Annotated in this window: 18 protein-coding genes; 8 read left to right on the top strand and 10 right to left on the bottom strand. The window is 38.0% G+C overall.

Going from position 1 to position 18,174, the window contains the following annotated elements; translation table 11 throughout:
- Window positions 1-193 precede the first annotated feature (193 nt).
- Window positions 194-1,636, top strand: coding sequence for a cytochrome c oxidase accessory protein CcoG (ccoG, locus tag HHL20_RS03605; protein WP_169231108.1), 1,443 nt, complete (start codon window positions 194-196; stop codon window positions 1,634-1,636).
- Between the two features lie 5 nt (window positions 1,637-1,641).
- Here the strand turns inward: ccoG and HHL20_RS03600 are convergent, their stop codons facing one another.
- Entirely contained in the window at window positions 1,642-2,523 is an 882-nt protein-coding gene (locus HHL20_RS03600; protein WP_169229813.1) for an AraC family transcriptional regulator, read from the bottom strand.
- Window positions 2,524-2,680: 157 nt separating this feature from the next.
- Between HHL20_RS03600 and HHL20_RS03595 the strand changes: the two genes are divergently transcribed.
- On the top strand, window positions 2,681-3,025 hold the full coding sequence (locus HHL20_RS03595) for a MerR family transcriptional regulator (protein ID WP_029294276.1): 345 nt from the start codon (window positions 2,681-2,683) through the stop codon (window positions 3,023-3,025).
- A 129-nt stretch (window positions 3,026-3,154) separates the two neighbouring features.
- A complete protein-coding gene (locus HHL20_RS03590) occupies window positions 3,155-4,453 on the top strand; it encodes a helix-hairpin-helix domain-containing protein (RefSeq protein ID WP_169229812.1) in 1,299 nt (432 codons plus the stop codon).
- A gap of 226 nt (window positions 4,454-4,679) precedes the next feature.
- Here the strand turns inward: HHL20_RS03590 and rluF are convergent, their stop codons facing one another.
- The 6 genes from rluF to HHL20_RS03560 form a co-directional block, all read right to left on the bottom strand.
- Window positions 4,680-5,402 carry a 23S rRNA pseudouridine(2604) synthase RluF gene (rluF, locus tag HHL20_RS03585; RefSeq protein WP_169229811.1) on the bottom strand — a complete coding sequence of 241 codons (723 nt, stop codon included), beginning with the start codon at window positions 5,400-5,402 and terminating at the stop codon, window positions 4,680-4,682.
- The gene (locus tag HHL20_RS03580) at window positions 5,402-5,974 is read right to left on the bottom strand and encodes a hypothetical protein (protein WP_169229810.1); all 573 of its coding nucleotides are present in this window, start codon (window positions 5,972-5,974) and stop codon (window positions 5,402-5,404) included. Before HHL20_RS03580 ends, rluF begins: the two co-directional genes overlap by 1 nt.
- Window positions 5,971-6,669, bottom strand: a complete 699-nt coding sequence (truB, locus tag HHL20_RS03575; RefSeq protein ID WP_169229809.1) for a tRNA pseudouridine(55) synthase TruB — start codon at window positions 6,667-6,669, stop codon at window positions 5,971-5,973. Before truB ends, HHL20_RS03580 begins: the two co-directional genes overlap by 4 nt.
- A gap of 42 nt (window positions 6,670-6,711) precedes the next feature.
- On the bottom strand, window positions 6,712-7,530 hold the full coding sequence (locus tag HHL20_RS03570) for an undecaprenyl-diphosphate phosphatase (RefSeq protein ID WP_169229808.1): 819 nt from the start codon (window positions 7,528-7,530) through the stop codon (window positions 6,712-6,714).
- A 74-nt stretch (window positions 7,531-7,604) separates the two neighbouring features.
- Window positions 7,605-7,904 (bottom strand): DUF3098 domain-containing protein, encoded by a 300-nt coding sequence (locus tag HHL20_RS03565; protein WP_169229807.1) that lies wholly within the window; start codon window positions 7,902-7,904, stop codon window positions 7,605-7,607.
- Between the two features lies 1 nt (window position 7,905).
- Window positions 7,906-8,805: a cell division protein FtsX gene (locus tag HHL20_RS03560; protein ID WP_169229806.1), complete on the bottom strand. Its 900-nt coding sequence runs from the start codon at window positions 8,803-8,805 to the stop codon at window positions 7,906-7,908.
- Between the two features lie 92 nt (window positions 8,806-8,897).
- On the opposite strand from HHL20_RS03560, the gene rsmA reads away from it, so the two are divergent.
- The gene (gene rsmA / locus HHL20_RS03555) at window positions 8,898-9,668 is read left to right on the top strand and encodes a 16S rRNA (adenine(1518)-N(6)/adenine(1519)-N(6))-dimethyltransferase RsmA (protein ID WP_169229805.1); all 771 of its coding nucleotides are present in this window, start codon (window positions 8,898-8,900) and stop codon (window positions 9,666-9,668) included.
- 61 nt (window positions 9,669-9,729) lie between these two features.
- On the opposite strand, the gene HHL20_RS03550 is transcribed toward rsmA, so the two are convergent.
- Window positions 9,730-10,890 carry a THUMP domain-containing class I SAM-dependent RNA methyltransferase gene (locus HHL20_RS03550; RefSeq protein ID WP_169229804.1) on the bottom strand — a complete coding sequence of 387 codons (1,161 nt, stop codon included), beginning with the start codon at window positions 10,888-10,890 and terminating at the stop codon, window positions 9,730-9,732.
- Between the two features lie 134 nt (window positions 10,891-11,024).
- On the opposite strand from HHL20_RS03550, the gene HHL20_RS03545 reads away from it, so the two are divergent.
- Together HHL20_RS03545 and HHL20_RS03540 are read left to right on the top strand one after the other, a co-directional pair.
- Window positions 11,025-11,750, top strand: a complete 726-nt coding sequence (locus tag HHL20_RS03545; RefSeq protein WP_169229803.1) for a class I SAM-dependent methyltransferase — start codon at window positions 11,025-11,027, stop codon at window positions 11,748-11,750.
- Window positions 11,750-12,478: a ZIP family metal transporter gene (locus HHL20_RS03540; RefSeq protein ID WP_169231107.1), complete on the top strand. Its 729-nt coding sequence runs from the start codon at window positions 11,750-11,752 to the stop codon at window positions 12,476-12,478. Before HHL20_RS03545 ends, HHL20_RS03540 begins: the two co-directional genes overlap by 1 nt.
- Before the next feature lie 76 nt (window positions 12,479-12,554).
- On the opposite strand, the gene HHL20_RS03535 is transcribed toward HHL20_RS03540, so the two are convergent.
- Window positions 12,555-13,934 carry an OmpP1/FadL family transporter gene (locus HHL20_RS03535; RefSeq protein WP_228463080.1) on the bottom strand — a complete coding sequence of 460 codons (1,380 nt, stop codon included), beginning with the start codon at window positions 13,932-13,934 and terminating at the stop codon, window positions 12,555-12,557.
- 50 nt (window positions 13,935-13,984) lie between these two features.
- Window positions 13,985-15,028 carry a prolyl-tRNA synthetase gene (locus tag HHL20_RS03530; RefSeq protein ID WP_169229801.1) on the bottom strand — a complete coding sequence of 348 codons (1,044 nt, stop codon included), beginning with the start codon at window positions 15,026-15,028 and terminating at the stop codon, window positions 13,985-13,987.
- A gap of 147 nt (window positions 15,029-15,175) precedes the next feature.
- Here HHL20_RS03530 and proS point away from each other — a divergent pair, with 147 nt between their 5' ends.
- Window positions 15,176-16,651: a proline--tRNA ligase gene (gene proS, locus HHL20_RS03525; RefSeq protein WP_169229800.1), complete on the top strand. Its 1,476-nt coding sequence runs from the start codon at window positions 15,176-15,178 to the stop codon at window positions 16,649-16,651.
- Between the two features lie 124 nt (window positions 16,652-16,775).
- On the top strand, window positions 16,776-18,071 hold the full coding sequence (locus tag HHL20_RS03520; protein ID WP_169229799.1) for an OmpA family protein: 1,296 nt from the start codon (window positions 16,776-16,778) through the stop codon (window positions 18,069-18,071).
- The last annotated feature ends 103 nt before the right edge of the window (window positions 18,072-18,174 follow it).

Genomic DNA, 18,174 nt, shown 5'->3' with positions numbered 1-18,174 from the left:
GGCCACAATTTACGATTTGTAAAATCAGATTCAAAGATTATTTCTTTATTTATGAATGATATCAACAACTTTAAAAATGTCCTGATAATCCTATTTAAAGAGCATATCATATTAGGAAAGAAAATCATTATTAATGAGCTTTGCATATCCGGAACAGTCACTCTATCCGGCTCATAACGTAATCATAAAAAAGATGAATATGCAATCTAACAGCTTTCAGACAGTGGTAAAAGACGATGAGAATTTCAGAAATTCGGTAGGCACAATGGATGAAAGCGGAAAAAGAAAATGGGTATATCCCAGAAAGCCTAAGGGGAAATTTACCAATTACAGGAATTATACAAGCGTGCTTCTACTTGCTCTTTTCTTTGGGTTGCCTTTCGTGAAAATCAATCACAATCCGTTTCTGCTGTTTAATGTGATCGACCGAAAATTTTTCATTTTCGGACAGCCGTTTTATCTACAGGATTTTTTTATTCTGGCATTGGGAGCGGTAACATCAGTTATATTCGTTATGCTTTTTACCGTAGTTTTCGGAAGGATATTTTGTGGATGGCTCTGCCCGCAAACCATTTTCATGGAAAGCGTATTCAGGAAAATAGAATATCTTATCGAGGGTGACCGCAACAAACAGATGAAACTCGACCGACAGGAATGGGATGCCGAAAAGATCAGAAAGAGACTTTTGAAATGGTTCATATTTGCCATTATTTCAGTAACGATTACCAATTTTATGTTCATGTACATTGTCGGCTATGAAGAAGTTTTTAGAATTATTTCTGATGGGCCCGTCGGCAATCCGTTGAAATTCCTGGGTATGATTGCCTTCGCGGTTACTTTTTATTTCGTATTTGCCTGGCTGCGTGAGCAGGTCTGCACCCTCGTATGTCCGTACGGGAGACTGCAGGGTGTCCTGATTGATAAAAACACCATTAATGTCTATTATGATTTTAAAAGAGGTGAAAACCGTTCGAAATGGAGAAACAATGAAGACAGGAAAGCCACAGGAAAAGGAGACTGTATTGACTGCAACCAGTGCGTTATCGTATGTCCTACCGGGATAGACATCAGAAACGGCCAACAGCTGGAATGCGTAAACTGTACCGCATGCATTGACGCCTGCGATGAGGTAATGGAAAAAGTAGGTCTGCCGAAAGGGCTCATCCGCTACGCTACAGAGGCTGAAATTGAAAACAGGGAAAAATTCATATTTACTTCCCGAATGAAAGCGACTGCTGTTTTCCTGGCGCTGCTGATCGGATTTTTAGGATTTCTGATGTATGATAGAGGCTCGATGGAAGCAAAGTTCATCAAGCCTGCAGGCTCAACATTTTTCGTTAAAGATGGCAAAATAACAAATACTTTTATTTATACATTTTTAAATAAGTCCAATGATAAGAAAACATTAACCATAAAAGTGCTACAGCCTAAGCATGCAGAAATACAATTTTTCGGTAATGAAAAAATTAGTGTGAAAGGAGATCAGATATTAAAAGGAAATATTAATATTTCTTTCCCTGAAGAAGAGATTAAATTTTCAAAACAAAATATAACCATCGGTGTTTATGATGAAAAAGGTAATCTTGTAGATGCTTTCGAGACCGTTTTTGAAGGTCCTTTCCGACTGGTATTGTAGCAGGATTATGATGCATACATTTTAATAAACTGTGTAGGAGTGGTTCCCGAAGATTTCCTGAATACCCTCACAAAATAGGAATACTCTTCATATCCTAAACGGAACGCAATTTCCACCAGGCTTTCATCAAGATAGATCAGCATTCTTTTGGCTTCCAAAACGACTCTTTCGGTAATGAGATCTGTTGCCGTTTTATGTACAACAGTCTGAATGATCCTGTTTAAATGTTTCGGGGAGATTTTCATGGCTGATGCATAAAATGCAACCGACTTTTCCGCAGTAAAATTTTCTTCCAGCAAATCTTCAAAATCCTGATAATGCTTAAAATAAGAAAGTCCTGCCGAAGACGAGAGATGATCGAAATCTTTCGAAAAAAGCCTCGCTGAAGAAATAAAGATCTGTGACAATAGGGACAAGATCAGTCCGTTTTTCATATAATACTGAGAATGATATTCTTTTTCGAGCTGATGTATAACGGAAATAAACTCCTGTAAATGACCGCCATCAAGCTGAAGCTTCCTGGGAAAATGCACCGATCCGAAGAAAGGAAAACTCCTGAGCTTCTGATTCACATAATGCATTTCATAAAAATCCTGGGAACAAAAGAAAATATAGCCGTCAATATCAGGAGAAAGCTCCCAGCTGTGGATCTGCCCCGGAGACATGAAAAAGAGACTTCCCGAAGAAACCTCATATTTCTGAAAATCTATTTCGTGAAAGCCTCTACCTTGTGTAAAAAGAATAGCAGCATAGAAATCGTGCCGGTGAGGCTTTTCCAAATGCCGGTGACCGACAATCAAATGGTTTTTCAGAGTGCTGAAATAAAAATCTGAGGTATTTCTGCCTCCCTGAAATAGATCAATATTGAGAACTGAAATAGATTCCACGCCGGATGTAATTTAGATCAAAAATAGTAAAAACAATAATAAGTATCGTTTCTGAATATGATTTGCACCGTAAAACCAGGCAAAGATTAACTTTTAAGACCCAGTATTGCCGAAGAAAATCAAAAAATTTTTATCTTTGAAAATTAGGATTCTAAAAATGAAGATAAATTTACCCGATAAGCTGTATTATTCCATAGGAGAAGTTGCGAAAGCATTTGATGTGAACACTTCACTGATACGCTATTGGGAACAGGAATTCCCCATTATCAAGCCTAAAAAAAACAAAAAAGGCAACCGTTATTTCACGCCTGAAGACATTAAAAATCTTCAGATCATTTATCATCTCGTAAAAGAAAAAGGCTATACGCTCGACGGCGCCAAAATTGCCCTTACCACCAACAGTAAAATTTCTGAAACCATTACCCTTATCGACAGACTGGAATTTGTAAAAGCAGAGCTGTTGAAACTTAAGGATTCTTTGGTGGAAAAGGATTCTGAATAAGTAAATTTTAAATTCATTTTATTCTACCAACTTATTTTTTTCAATCATTTCTCTGAATTTATATTCTGAAATCATTCAATTGCAAACCGCTCATTGCTATTAATTGACAGAATTATTAAGTTTGGTGCAATGAAAAAAAATTATTACCAACAGCTGGCATTTATGGGCTTTCTGCTCATCATCTTATTTGCTTTTCAAAATTACAGAAGCAAACCGAAAGAAAATTTTTCAGATGTACATTTCATCACGAATAACATAGCAGCTTTACAGCTGACCGAATTTAACCCTAACGATCTGGATGAAAAGCAATGGAAGAATTTAGGATTTACAGAGAAGCAGACCGCTACCATTCTTAATTATAAAAAGATCGTAGGCGGGAAATTTCTCTCCAAAGAACAGTTCAGAAAATGTTTTGCCGTTTCTAAAGATAAGTTTTCGGAACTGGAGCCTTTTCTCTTATTACCGGACAGCAACCGTGAAGCAAAAATTAACCGCTTTAAATTCGAAAAGAAATCAATAGCTGTTCACCGAAAATTCAATCCGGATCTTTATACTAAGGATGACTGGATAAAAATGGGTTTTTCAGAACGTCAGGCAGAAGCAATTATTAAATATAAAAACTATCTGGGCGGCAGTTTTGTAAGCAAAGAGAAATTCAGGGAATGCTTTATCATCAGTGAAGAAAATTACCAGAAGCTGTCGGGTTATCTTATTCTTCCCGAAAAGACAGCTGCCGGATTTAGCCGTTATGCTAACAATTCAATTTCTAATACATCCAAAATTCAATACCGCCCTTTTGACCCGAATACCTTAGATACAGAAGGATGGAAATCTTTGGGCTTTTCAGATAAGCAGGCACAGACAATTGTGAATTACCGCGACCGCAATTTAAAAGGAAGCTTTAAAAGTATTGAGGATATCCAGAAGTGTTTTGTGATTTCTGCCAAAAAGCTCAATGAGATGAAGCCTTTTATCAGATTAAATGCCGCATCTATGGGTACTGTCGACAATACGCGTCCCGAAGCGAAACAGCAGGAAAAAACAGACTTTTCAAAAGTTGATTTGAATGCGATTACTTTCAGACAGCTTTTAGAGTTTGGATTTGACGAAAAAGCAGCCGGTTCCATGATCGGTTTCAGGAAAAAACTGGGCGGATTTATGAATAAAGAGCAGATCTTAACCACCTACAATATTGATATTCCACTGATGCAGAAACTGCTTTCCACAGCGCAGCTTAATACTTCTAATATTGCAAGATATACGATTTACGAAGCTCCCGAAGACTGGCTGAAGAATCATCCTTATTTCAAATATTCCGCAGATAAAATCATTTTTTACCGTCTGAGTGAAAAAGACGAAAAGAAACTCTGGAAACTTTTAAAGATCAAACCGGAATATGAGGCTAAGATGAAACTGTACCTTAAATGATTTGGTAACCTCAATTCAATTATTGAATTAGGTATCCGGAGCGATGTGCTTTAGCCCGACGCTTCAATAGGGAACAAAATAAAGGCTTTAGTTAAAACCTATAATTAAGTTTGGCTAAGCCCGTTTTATTCATGATCTGAATGGGCTAAAGCCCATTTCTATTGATGTTACAAAATTATCTTATTCCGAACTGAGGTTAAAAAATATACTTCGGTTAATACCTTAGCTAATCAAAAGTTTTACTGGAATCTTCAACAAGCTTCTGCAGTGTGGCAAGTTCGACATCGGTAAGGTCTCTCCATTTTCCAATGGGAAGATCCAGCTTGATATTCAGCACCCTGATCCGTTTCAGTTTTTTAACTTCATAACCGAGATATTCGCACATTCTGCGGATCTGGCGGTTTAAACCCTGTGTAAGGACAATCCGGAAGTTCATTTCATCAATTTTTTCAACTTCACATTTTTTGGTAACCGTATCTAAAATCGGAACACCATTCCGCATTTTATCTAAAAATTTAGGTGTAATCGGCTTGTCGACCCTTACGATATATTCTTTCCCGTGGTTGTTTCTTGACCGCAGTATTTTATTGACAATATCACCGTCACTGGTCAGAAGAATCAGGCCTTCACTCGGTTTATCAAGCCTCCCGATAGGAAAAATTCTTTTCGGATGGTTGATGTAATCGATGATATTATTTTGTTCGCGCTTGGTATCTGTAGTACAGACAATTCCCACAGGTTTATTAAATGCAATATACACATGGTCTTCCTGCGGCTCACGAATCGGCTTGCCGTCTACTTCTATCACATCTTCATCGGAAACTTTGGTTCCCATCTCCGGAACTTTTCCGTTGATCTTGATTCTTCCTTCCTCCAAAAGTTTATCCGCCGCTCTTCTCGAGCAGTAGCCGACTTCTGATAAATATTTATTGATACGCGTTTTTTCCATTAATCTTCTCCGTAACCTGTATAATTTTTATTGCTGAAAATCGTCACCCCATAGCTTATCCCGACAAAAAATGGATTTGAATTCCCTAATTTATGACTCTCCAGGAAAATACCTCCTTCCTGGCTGATCCTTTTTGAATAGGAAACCTGTATTCCCAGTCTTGCTCCCCAAAATTCGGCATCGGAAACCACTGCATGATTAAGCTGTTTTCCGTAATTCAGTTCAACATAAAATGGTCTGTCACCGGGATCAAATATGAATTTAGGCTGTACCATCAGATAAATTAAATGATAATTGTCCTCAATAAAACTGTACCTGAATCCGGTTCCTAGTGCAAAGTTAGGAAGAAAATTGTAACCGCCGATTGCAGTAATCCCATAGGTAAATTTCCGTGGTGGTGTGGTTTGAATGTATTGTGTTGTATTCGGGGCTTCTTTTTCCTTATTCAGTTTAAAACCCAGATTCAGAGACGGATTAAAATAAAAGCCCATCGTCTGCTTTGAAATTCCGGCTTCCTGAGAGAAAGCTGCTGAAAAAGAAATTAAGGCAAATATTATTAGTAATCTTTTCATGGTTGATTAAATCTAAAATCATTTTCTAAAAAATCGGCTGTGGCCTCCTCAATAGTATACTCTCCGATTTTTGTTCTTCTCAATTGGGTAAGGTAAGCACCAACACCAAGTTCCTGTCCTATATCATGTGCCAGGCTCCGGATATAAGTTCCCTTTGAACATCCTACAGTAAAACTTATCAGCGGAAGATCAATTTTAAAATCGTTAATATAGAAAATTGTTGTTTTCCGTGATTTCATTTCTACTTCTTCTCCTGCCCTTGCCAGATCATAGGCTCTTTTCCCTTCAATTTTTATCGCAGAAAAAACCGGCGGCGTCTGGTCAATTTCTCCTACAAATTTTTCCAAAGCGTTATGGATCTTTTCTTCCGTAATATGCGAAAAATCCTGATGAAGGATTTCGGGTTTTTCGGTATCGTAGGATTCGGTCTGAACACCAATTTTTATCTCTGTCCAATACTCTTTAGGCGCATCCTGGATTTCCGGAATTTTTTTTGTGAATTTTCCACAGCATACGATCAGAAGTCCGGTAGCTCTGGGATCCAATGTTCCGGCATGCCCTATCTTGAATTTTTTGGGCAGGTTAAACTCTCTTTTGAGCTTGTATTTCATTTTATTGACCGCCTGAAAAGACGTCCAATCCAAAGGTTTGTCCAGTAAAAATATCTGTCCTGACTGTAAGTCTTCAGCTGTCATGGTCGAATGATAATGAGTAATGGGGAATAAGTAATGAAGAATTTATTTAAAAAAATAAAAATAAATCAGTAAAGCCACGCCAACGAAGATACGGTACCAGCCCCACGGCTTGAAACCATATTTATTCAAAACACCGATGAATGCTTTAATCGCAATTAACGCAACAATAAAAGCGACAATATTCCCGACAACAAAAATGATCATATGGTCCTGTGAAGACATGATCATCTCATATCCTTTCTGTGGATTTGCCGTTTCTTTTCCCCACGTTTTTACAAAAACAGAATATACCGTAACCGCCAACATTGTTGGAACGGCAAGAAAAAAGGAAAATTCTGCAGCAGCCTTTCTCGTTAAGCCCTGAGTCATCCCTCCAATAATAGAGGCTGCACTACGGCTGGTTCCCGGCATCATGGCAAGACATTGCCAAAAGCCGATGGTAACCGCTTTCTTTATGGTAATCCCTTTTTCATCGTCAATTTTAGGATTTTTAAACCATCGATCTGCAAATAAAAGAACAACTCCACCCAATACTAAAACTGAAGAGATTGCAATCTGGTTGTCCAGCACAGCTTCAATTTTATCGTCAAACAGATAACCCAGCACAAGAGCAGGAATCACTGCAAAAGCGAGTTTGAAATAAAACTGTAAATTTTTAAGATCAAAAAACTTTTTCCAGTAGGCAACGACCACGGAAAGTATCGCCCCAAACTGAATGGAAACCTGGAACATTTTTAAAAATTCATCTTCGGGCAAACCCATTAAACTGGCCGTAAATCCCATATGTGCCGTTGAAGAAATCGGGAGATATTCTGTTAATCCTTCGATAATCGCAATGATTATTGCTTTGATTAAATCCATAATTTTCTGTATTTATCAAAAAAAACTTTGTCAAAGTTTTTAAACTCTGACAAAGCTAACATGTAAAATATTGTTTATTTTCTTTTTAAAATCGCATATACTTCGATGGCAAAACCAATCACCACAAACAGAGGTGCAATTCTGATTCTTCGGATAGAAAATATCCCGTCGTTCCAGGAATTCGGGTCAAATTTCCCATCTACCGTATTGGCATCAGACCCCATCATCAGAAGAAAACCTACGATGATAAATGCCAGACCTATCAGCATCCACTTAAAGTTTTCCTTTCTGAAATAAAAGGTATTTTCCTGAGGAACTTCATTAGGCTCATTTCCGAAGTCGTCTGCGGAAAATTTATTTGTTTTTTTGCTCATTTTAAGAATAATATAAATCGTCAACGTTTGATCTTAAGAATCTCCAGGTAGCAATCACGGTACTCAGCACGGTAATGAATATTCCCACTCCAATTACCAGTAACACCAGCCAGAAATACTGGTTATTGTCCTGTACAAAGGCAGAACCGATCTGGCTTGTAAAGTAATACCAAACTCCAAACAGCGCCAGAAGTCCGATTAAGGAACCAATGGCTCCCAGAATCACTGCTTCAATGATGAAAGGTTTAAGAATAAATCTTCTTTTGGCCCCAACAAGCTGCATAGTCTTGATAATAAATCTTTTGGAGAATATCTTCAGACGGATCGAGTTGTTAATCAATACAACCGCCAGAATCAAGAACAGAATGGAAAAACCTAAGATCCACTTTAAAATTCTGCTCAGGTTATTGTAAACATCCACCATCAGGGTGCTGTCGTTTTTCACTTCAGCAATTCCCGGAACGGCTTTAATCACCTTTAGAGCCTGATCAATTTTGGCAGGATCTACATATTCCGGTTTAAGGGCAATTTCTATAGATGAAGGAAAGATATTTTCTTCGAAAAGTGCATCAGTATCAATACCCATGCTTTTTTTAGCTTCCTGAGATGCCATTTCCCGTGAAATATAAGTTGCCTTTTTCACCGGGGCAAGTGTCTGAATTTCCTTGAAAACCTCAGCTTCCATTTTCGCAATCTTTACAGAATCTTTAGCGTTATAATTTTCAGCAAAGTACGCATTGACAACGAGCTGCTCTTTGATATAATCGGAATATTTCTGGGCATTGATTAAAATAAGCCCCATTAATCCCAATAAAAATAACACTAAGGCAATACTTATTACGACTGTAATATTGCTAGACCTAAGCCTTTTCTTATTAAACTCCTCTACAGATTTAGCCATTAATATTAAAATTTTTGGCTAAAATAGAAAAAAACTTCCGAAATTTGGGAACGAAAAAGAGAAAATCACTGTTAATAAAATCATAAAAAACATTGAGTGTAAAAGCAAAAAAGCATCTTGGTCAGCACTTTCTGACAGATGAAAACATCGCAAGAAAAATCGTGGAAGGTCTGAGTTTTGAAGGCTATAAAAATACCATGGAAGTAGGACCGGGAATGGGAGTTCTTACCAAATATCTGCTGGAAAAAGACCAGCATATCTACCTCGCGGAAATCGATAATGAATCTATTGAATATCTTAAAAACAATTACGATAAAGTTACGGAAGAAACTTTTGTAGGTGATTTCCTGAAACAGGATTTTCAATTTACCAAAGGTGAGCAAATCGCTATTATCGGGAATTTTCCGTATAATATTTCTTCGCAGATCCTGTTCCAGATTGTGGATCATTACGAACTGATTCCTGAAATGGTAGGCATGTTCCAGAAAGAAGTAGCTGAAAGAACTGCTGCTGTACCGAGAACCAAAGATTACGGAATCCTTACTGTTTTAATACAGGCCTATTATGATACTGCATACTTGTTCACAGTTCATGAAAATGTGTTCAATCCGCCTCCCAAAGTAAAATCAGGAGTTATCCGCCTGACGAGAAATCCTAAAGAAGGTCTCGCAGGAAATGAGGTATTGTTTAAGCAAATCGTGAAAGCAGGATTCAACCAGCGAAGAAAGAAATTATCGAATGCCCTGAAAGTACTGAATATTCCTGAAGCGTTAAAAACCCATGAATTTATGGATAAAAGAGCGGAGGAACTGAGCGTTGCAGATTTTATATCTTTTACCCAGTTGTGGAAAAATAACCTTTAGAAAAACAGCTAAGCAAGCAAAAAACATCCCGAAAAGTTTTACTTTTCGGGATGTTTTATTATTAATTTTCCAGCTTGTGGACTTTCTTTGTTCCTTCGTACATTTCATACTGTAAAAAACGTGTTTCCAGTTTCCCGTTGAACAGTTTGATTTTTCTGGATGGCCGAAGACCTATTTTCTTTACGGCTTCCAGATCGGAAGAGATCAGCCAGGCTAAAGTATTCGGATAATTTGTTTTAAAAGTGTCGCCTATTTTCTTATAAAAATCGTCATCATTAATGGAAATCCTTTCATCATAAGGCGGATTGAAAACCATCAGTAACGGGAAAAGCTCTTTTTTAGAATCAAAGAAATTCTGCTTTTTCACTTCGATAACGTCTTCCATCTCTGCGGCTTCAATGTTAATTCTCGCGGCATTCAACATTCTGGCGTCAATATCATATCCTACAATCTTTCCGGCAAATTCTTTAATCCTGTTGACCCTGAATTCTTTTATTTTGGAAAATAAATCTGCATCGTAATTTTTCCAGTTCTGGAAAGCAAATCTTTTTCTGAAAATCTGTGCCGGAAGATCCATAGCAATCATTGCTGCTTCGATCAAGAGCGTCCCGGAACCGCACATCGGATCAAGGAAATTTCCTTTTCCGTCCCATCCTGCCAACTGAAGCATTCCGCTTGCCAACACTTCATTGATGGGTGCCTCACCCTGCTCTCTTCTGTAACCTCTTTTAAACAGAGGATCTCCGGATGAATCAAGTGAAATAGTAATCAGCTCCCGGTCAATATGTAGATGGAATTTAATATCCGGATTTCTCGTTTCAACATTCGGACGTCTTTTAAATTTGTCCTGGAAATAATCAACAATCGCATCTTTCATTTTCAGGGTGACAAATTGTGAATGCTTAAACGTCTCCGAATTAACCGTAGAATCAATTGCAAACGACTGCTCAACATCCATAAATTCTTCCCAATTGAATTTAAAAAGCCTGTCATAGAACTGATGTTGATTAAACGCTTTAAATTCATGAATCGGAACCAAAATTTTCAACGCTGTTCTTGCAGAATAGTTTATTTTGTATAAAAAACCGAGGTCACCTTCGCAGTTAACGGCCCTATTCTTCACTTCCACCTTTCTTCCGCCAAGTTTTTTAATTTCCTCTGCTAAAACCTGTTCTAATCCGAAAAATGTTTTTATCTGAATTTCTATATTTTCTATGTCCATATCTTATTATTAAAAGTTTAAATATTTAAGAATTAAAAGATTAGGTATTCTGATTATTGCATCATTGAATGTTTCAATCTTTCAATGTTAAATACTTTTTCCTTTTACCGCACAAATTTAGTTATTTTTGCATTATGGAATGGTTTGAATCTTGGTTTGATACCCCTTATTATCATTTGCTTTACAGTAACAGAGATTATACGGAAGCAGAAAACTTCATCACAAAACTTACGGCTGACCTTCAGTTACCGCCAAATGCCAAGATTATCGACCTTGCCTGCGGAAAGGGAAGACATTCTGTTTTTCTCAATAAATTAGGATTTAATGTTCTGGGGCTCGATCTCTCAAGAAAAAGTATTGAGTTTGACAAACAGTTTGAAAACGAAACATTAGTATTTGGTGTTCATGATATGAGAAATCCCATCGATGCAGATCCTAAGGATGCCGTATTCAATCTTTTTACAAGCTTTGGGTATTTCGATAATGAAAGTGATGACAAAAAAGTCTTTCAATCGGTGTATGACGTTTTGAAACCCGGCGGTTTTTTTGTTCTTGATTATCTGAATGAAGAATTTGTACGAAAAAATATCGTTCCCGAGTCGACCCTAATACGCGGAGATATTGAGTTTAAAATTACCAAGAAGATAGAAGGCAGACATGTGATTAAAGATATCCGGTTTGAAGACGATGGAAAGCCTTTTCATTTTTTTGAAAAAGTAAAACTTCACACGCGGGAAACGATCAATATGTACGCCGAGGAGTGTGGTTTTGAAAGAGTTAAAATCTGGGGAGATTATCAGCTGAATGCATTTGACAAAGAAAATTCGTCCCGTTGTATTAATTTATTTAAGAAAAAATGATAACTGCTCTTTTACTTATTTTAAGTGTTATTTCCGGGGTTTTTCTGGGAAAACATTTCGGCAAAAAGGAAAAACTGGCCAAAAACTTATTGATATTAAGTGCGGGATTTCTTATTACCATTTGCCTTAATGAAGTTTTTCCGCAGGTATATGCTGCAGAAACAGGAAGCAGCCTTGGAATCTTCGTAATCATCGGGGTTTTATTGCAGATGATCCTGGAAGCTCTGACCAAAGGTTTTGAGCATGGTCATTTCCATCATCACAGCGATCATAACATTCTTCCGGCGGCTTTAATGGTGGGACTATTCATTCATGCATTTATTGAGGGAATTCCTCTTGCCAGTGAAGAACATGAGCTTTCACCTTATCTCTGGGGAATTGTTTTTCATAACCTTCCGATCTCTTTTATTTTGGGAGCTTTTTTATTTAACAGAAAACATGAATCCAAATCTGCACCATCATATCCTTCTCTTCTGATTGTGGCGCTGTTTGCACTAGCTTCACCCATGGGAATGTTGTTGGGGAATTATTTTAACCCAGATTTACAGCCTTATTTTCTGGCAATTGTAGGAGGAATATTCCTGCATATTTCTTCCGTCATTATTTTTGAAAGCAATAAAAACCATAATATAGACTGGTTAAAGATCGGTCTTGTTATTCTGGGCGTTTCATTAGCTTTGGTAATGCATCTTTTCCATGATCATTCTCATTTGGAACACCATCATTAAAAAATTATTTTTTTAGATAAAATAAAAAGCTTCGAAAAATTTCCGAAGCTTTTTTTATCTGATTGTACTATTTATCTTAGAATTTCCATCCGAACGTAATAAAGAAATTATTTCTTACGTTTTTCACATCGGATACTGCATACGCATCACTTGTAATCAGACGGTTCGGAGAATAGTATCCCGCTTCATAATTGTTATCAACAACACCATACAAAAACGGATTGCTGTACTTTGAAGTTATATTCTGATAAGATGCATCAATATAAAAAGATTTGAAATCATATCCTAAACCTACTGAAAGTGCATTTCTGTCATTAAGTATAAGTTTGTTATCGGAATATGCTGCTGCTATGCCACCATCATTGGTATATCTGTCAGTAGCAACAGCATCAAACGGGCTTGAAGAATAAGCATAACCGCCTCTTAATCTGAACTGTTTAATTCGGTATTCTGCTCCGATTTTTAATTCTGAAAGATTTTTATAATTGTCCTTAAAGAAATCGTTAAGTTCAGATTCTGCATCTCCGTATACTTTGTATTTAGGTTTCGTAAGACCTAAAGTATAATCAACATTTAAAGCAAAACTTTTGCTGGCGATAAAAGCAGCACTTACAGTAGCTTTCATAGGTGATGTCAGCTTTCTGTCTTCAACAGCATAATCATCTCCGTAAATCGGGTCGTTGTAGAAATTATAGCTTCTGTCAATATTCCAAAAAGTAGGTGTTTCAACTGATGCACCCAATCTGAAATTCGGGCTTAATTTTCCGATTACCCCAAGTGAGGCTGAGAAACCATTCCCCCTTTCATAAAAAGGAGTGTTCTGCTTACTGAAATATTCTGAGCTTCCGTTTGCTAAAGAGTTGAAAATAGCCGTATCAGACTGATCAATTGATGAATTGAAGAAGTTCAATCCGGCTCCAAGGTATAGATTATTGTTATAATTTGCTCCTACACCAAAACTTGTTTTAGACATATAACCGTACCGGTCATAAGCATGTCTTCCAAATGAAGAAAGTGATGTATCAGGAAATTCATAAACCAAATTAGCATTTCCCGGAGTTTCAATATAATTATCTATTGACTGATTCGAATAGTTCACCCCGATATTGATAAACTTCCATGCACTTTCTGTCATCAACTGAAAAGTCATTACTGCTCCTATATTTCCAAGATCACCTTTATTGATTGTGTATCCGTAAGATGATCCGGCATAAGATGATGTATTTTTATTGCTCGTGATAGAAAGCGTTCCCGAAACTTCCCCTGAAATAGCAACTCCTAAACCGGCTGGGTTGGTAAGAAGAGAATTCGCATCCCCTCCTAAAGCTCCGTTGGATCCGGCCATGGCATTAAATTTCGCTGAACCTACATTCAGTGCATTAGAATAAACGTCCACCGTATTTCTTATCACTGAAACATCTTGAGCCTGCGCAAAAAATGCAGCAGAAATACTCATTATTGCTAAAGATTTTTTTAACATTATTTTTTGAATAGTTTTAATTTAAATTATCTGCCACCTCGGAAGCCACCGCCTCCGCCGCCACCGGATCTGAAACCACCGCCGCCGCTTCCGCCACCGAAACCACCGCCTCCTGACCGGAAGCCGCCTCCACTGTTGGAATTATTGTAACCGCCGTTATTTCTGAAGCCGCCGTCATTTCTAGGTTGAGATGGCTGTTGATAATTGTAATTTGGTCTCGGCTGCCCCTGACTACGGAATCCACCTTGAGGTCTTACACCATTTTGACCTCTAAATCCTCCATTAGCAGTATTTCCTTGTCTGAAACCACCATTGTTGCCAGTCCCTCTGAAACCGCCATTATTTGAACTATCTCTGAACCCTCCTGTAGTGGTACCAGTATTGCTTCTTCTGAAGCCTCCTGAGCTGGTTACCCCATATTTATTGGCAAAACTTCCGTTGTAGGTATTAAATCCTCTTCCGTCTGCACTGCTTCTTCTGTAATAAGGTGCGTAATAGTTACCTCCCCAGTAGCCGCCATAGCCCCAGTACGGATATCCTCCCCATCCCCAGTAAGGATTATAACCCCAGTAAGGTGAGTATCCCCAGCCCATATTCCAGCCGCCGCCCCAACCCCATGAGCCTCCCCATGAAAGTCCGATGCCCCAGCCGCCGCCGTAGCCCCAATACGGATTATAGCCTCCGTACCAGCCACCCCAGCCCCACGAATTATCGTAGTAGTTGGTCTGGCTTCCTGCATACATTCCCCAGTCTGAATCAGTTGCCGTAGAATTCCAGTTGTAGTTATTCCAGTCTTCATAACGGCCTGTTCTCGCATTTGTCTGTGCATTTTGAATAAGATTGGAATCATCCTGATAATAGTTATAATCCTGTCCTACTCTGTTTCCGCTGTCGTTAATAATAACTCCCTCCGGAAGGGTATCTTTATTTGGGTCGTAATAAACGCCATCTGTCTCGCTGTATCCACCCATCTGGGCGCCGCAGGACACAAGTAATAATCCGCCTGCCACCGCCAAAATCCCTTTGGACTTTATTGCACCAAGCAAATTTTTATGTATATTTCTTTTCATGATAACGTAAAAATTTTTTATTTAAATTATATTTGCAAAATGTACCAAAAATGTACCATCACCAGAGGTACAAAAATCTATCAAAAATAGATTTTTATTTTTAGATAACAATAATAGCGAAAAGTTAAAAAAATTAAAAAAAAATTAATGGCAAAATTAACCTCAAGAAGCGAAGATTACAGCAAATGGTATAACGAGTTGGTTGTAAAAGCCGATTTAGCTGAAAACTCAGGAGTAAGAGGATGCATGGTGATCAAACCATATGGCTATGCAATCTGGGAGAAAATGCGTGACGAAATGGATAAAAAATTCAAGGAGACAGGTCACGTTAATGCATATTTCCCGCTTTTTGTGCCCAAGAGTTTGTTTGAAGCCGAAGAAAAGAATGCAGAAGGTTTTGCCAAAGAATGTGCTGTTGTTACACACTACAGATTAAAAACAGACCCTAATAATCCTTCCAAACTTATTGTAGATCCTGATGCTAAGCTTGAAGAGGAACTGATTGTACGTCCTACATCCGAAGCGATCATTTGGAGTACATATAAAAACTGGATTCAGTCTTACAGAGATTTACCGATATTGATTAACCAATGGGCGAATGTTGTACGTTGGGAAATGAGAACACGTCTTTTCCTTAGAACTGCTGAGTTTCTTTGGCAGGAAGGACACACCGCTCACGCCACAAAAGATGAGGCGATTGAAGAGGCTGAAAAAATGAATAAAGTATATGCTGATTTTGCAGAAAACTTTATGGCAATACCTGTCATTCAGGGATTAAAAACACCTTCCGAAAGATTTGCCGGAGCTGATGAAACCTATTGTATAGAAGCATTAATGCAGGACGGGAAAGCCTTACAAGCGGGAACATCCCACTTTTTAGGTCAGAATTTCGCTAAAGCTTTTGATGTAAAATTCACTAACAAAGAAGGTAAAATTGAGCACGCATGGGCAACCTCATGGGGAACTTCAACACGTCTTATGGGGGCATTGATCATGACTCATTCTGACGATTTCGGATTGGTACTTCCTCCTACTCTAGCGCCAATTCAGGTTGTTATTGTTCCTATCTTTAAAGGAGAAGAGCAGCTGGAGCAAATCAGTGAAGTTGCTTTAGATATTCAGGCTAAATTAAGAGCGAAAGGAATTTCCGTGAAATTTGATAACGATACGCAGAATAAGCCGGGATGGAAATTTGCAGAATATGAACTGAAAGGTGTTCCTGTAAGAATTGCAATGGGACCAAGAGACCTGGAAAACAGATCTGTGGAAATCGCAAGAAGAGATAACCTTACGAAAGAAGTACGGTCTATTGACGGTTTAGATTCTTACATTGAAGAATTATTGAAAACTATTCAAAAGGATATTTACAACAAAGCTTTTGAATTCAGAAAGAACAACATAACAAAAGTTGATTCTTATGATGAATTCAAAAAAGTTCTGGAAGAAAAAGGCGGATTTATATATGCACACTGGGACGGCACTGCAGAGGAAGAAGAACAGATCAAGGAAGAGACTAAAGCAACCATAAGATGTATTCCTTTGGATGATGATATCGAAGAGGGAGTTTCTCTAATTTCCGGAAAACCTTCAAAAAGAAGAGTTCTGTTTGCAAAAGCATACTAACTTATCTTAAATAAGATTTTGAATCAGCAAAAATCCGATGGATTTTTGCTGATTTTTTTTTATCACAGCCTTTTGGACGAGTTTTTGATAGCATTCTACAACATTAATCTCAAAATAATTTACTATGTCTCTAAACATTATTGATCTTATTAAAGGACAGCTGGGACCGGCTTTCGTAACCCACGCTGCTTCACAGTACGGTGAAAGCGAATCCGGAATTTCAAAAGCGATCGGAGGAATGCTGCCTGCTGTAGTAGGCGGACTGGCCAATAACTCTGATAATCCTTTAGTATTGGATGCTATCATGAATTCCTCTTCACCGGATATCCTGAATAACCTCTCAGGAAATTCCTCAAATAATTCATCGATTGCCAGTGTACTTACACAGATATTCGGCGATAAGCTGAACGGATTGATTAATTCTGTTGCTACATACGCCGGAATCAGTAATAATTCTTCAAATTCTCTTTTGAATCTGGTTACCGGAGCAACAGTGGGCACCATCAGCAGATATGCTATAGATAATAATCTGGATAAAGCAGGAATTTCAGGTCTTCTTAATGATCAGCAGGGAGTTGTTTCTACATTATTACCGGCAGGTCTTTCTTTCGCTTCTTTAAGTATGGGCGACTGGGATGCAAGATATAAATTTGATAATGACAGAGATGCCATCAATATGCCTGCTCAGGAAGAACCAAAGCCTGAAGTTACAAGAAGCACCACCCTTAACGGAACTTTTCCTGACAGGAATAAAGATAAGGACGGATCTATCTGGAAATGGCTCCTGCCTCTTTTATTGCTGATCGCCGCAGCTTATTTCATCTGGAGACAGTGCGAGGAGAAAGAAACTACAACGACTACCATTGTAACTGACTCGGGAGAAGTAGTTACCGATACAGCTACAACCACTGTTAACAATGCAGCAGCAGATATGTCGTCAACTAAGGTAGATGAAGATATTGATTTAAACGGTACTCCGTTAAAAGGCTACAAAGGCGGTATGGAAGATCGTATGATTGCTTTCCTAAAGTCTGACGGTTATAAAAATGCACAAAATGATGACGCATTAAAAGATACGTGGTATAATTTTGACCATGTAAATTTTAAAATGGGAAGCGCCAACGAGCTTGAAGCAGGATCTGAAGGGCAACTTCAAAATCTGGTAGCTATTTTAAAAGCATATTCTGATGTTAAGGTTAAAATAGGAGGTTACACGGACAAAACCGGAGATGAAAACACTAACCAAAAATTATCTGACGATCGTGCAAAATTTATAAGATCATGGCTGGATAAACAAGGAGTAGGATCACAAATTACCGGGGCAGACGGATACGGAAGTGAGTTTGCAACCGTTGATGCGTCCGCTTCTGATGCTGAAAGAGCCGTTGACCGTAAAATGGCAGTAAGGTTTGCAAAATAACCTTAATATAAAATATTTATAAGTCCCGAAGTATTTCGGGATTTTTATTTATGATTTTGTAGTTTTCATTTATTTAATTACATTTGTTAGTCATTCCTAACAT

It is taken from the genome of Chryseobacterium cheonjiense (assembly GCF_012927265.1).
Lineage (GTDB): Bacteria > Bacteroidota > Bacteroidia > Flavobacteriales > Weeksellaceae > Chryseobacterium > Chryseobacterium cheonjiense.
This window is presented reverse-complemented; position numbering and strand designations above follow the sequence as displayed.